Source organism: Pseudomonas rossensis (assembly GCF_039888995.1).
GTDB classification, from domain to species: domain Bacteria; phylum Pseudomonadota; class Gammaproteobacteria; order Pseudomonadales; family Pseudomonadaceae; genus Aquipseudomonas; species Aquipseudomonas rossensis.
Map to the genome: position 1 here is coordinate 1 of NZ_JBBWCB010000353.1, position 321 is coordinate 321.

General features: G+C 51.7%; 1 tRNA gene. It reads left to right on the forward strand.

Going from position 1 to position 321, the window contains the following annotated elements:
* Window positions 1–224: 224 nt before the first annotated feature.
* Window positions 225–301, forward strand: a tRNA-Met gene (locus tag WLY71_RS30850).
* Window positions 302–321: the final 20 nt, after the last annotated feature.

Here is a 321-nt window from a genome sequence, read left to right on the forward strand (position 1 = left end):
AAAAAGGCTACTCGAAAGAGTGGCCTTTTTTGTGCGCGTCTCTTTTGTAAACGCGAGACAGAAAAGAGCGGGTAACGGCTGACGGTGCAGGATTGAGAAATCGTTCTGATTCCGAAACTTAAGTCTCCCCCACGACCGTTCGCCGCTCATTTACGCTTATTTGACCCTATTCAGGATTAACGGTAGACACTCCGGCGTTCGTCTGTAGAATGCCGCCACACAGACGCGGGATGGAGCAGTCTGGTAGCTCGTCGGGCTCATAACCCGAAGGTCGTCGGTTCAAATCCGGCTCCCGCAACCAAACATCAAAAAAGGCTACTC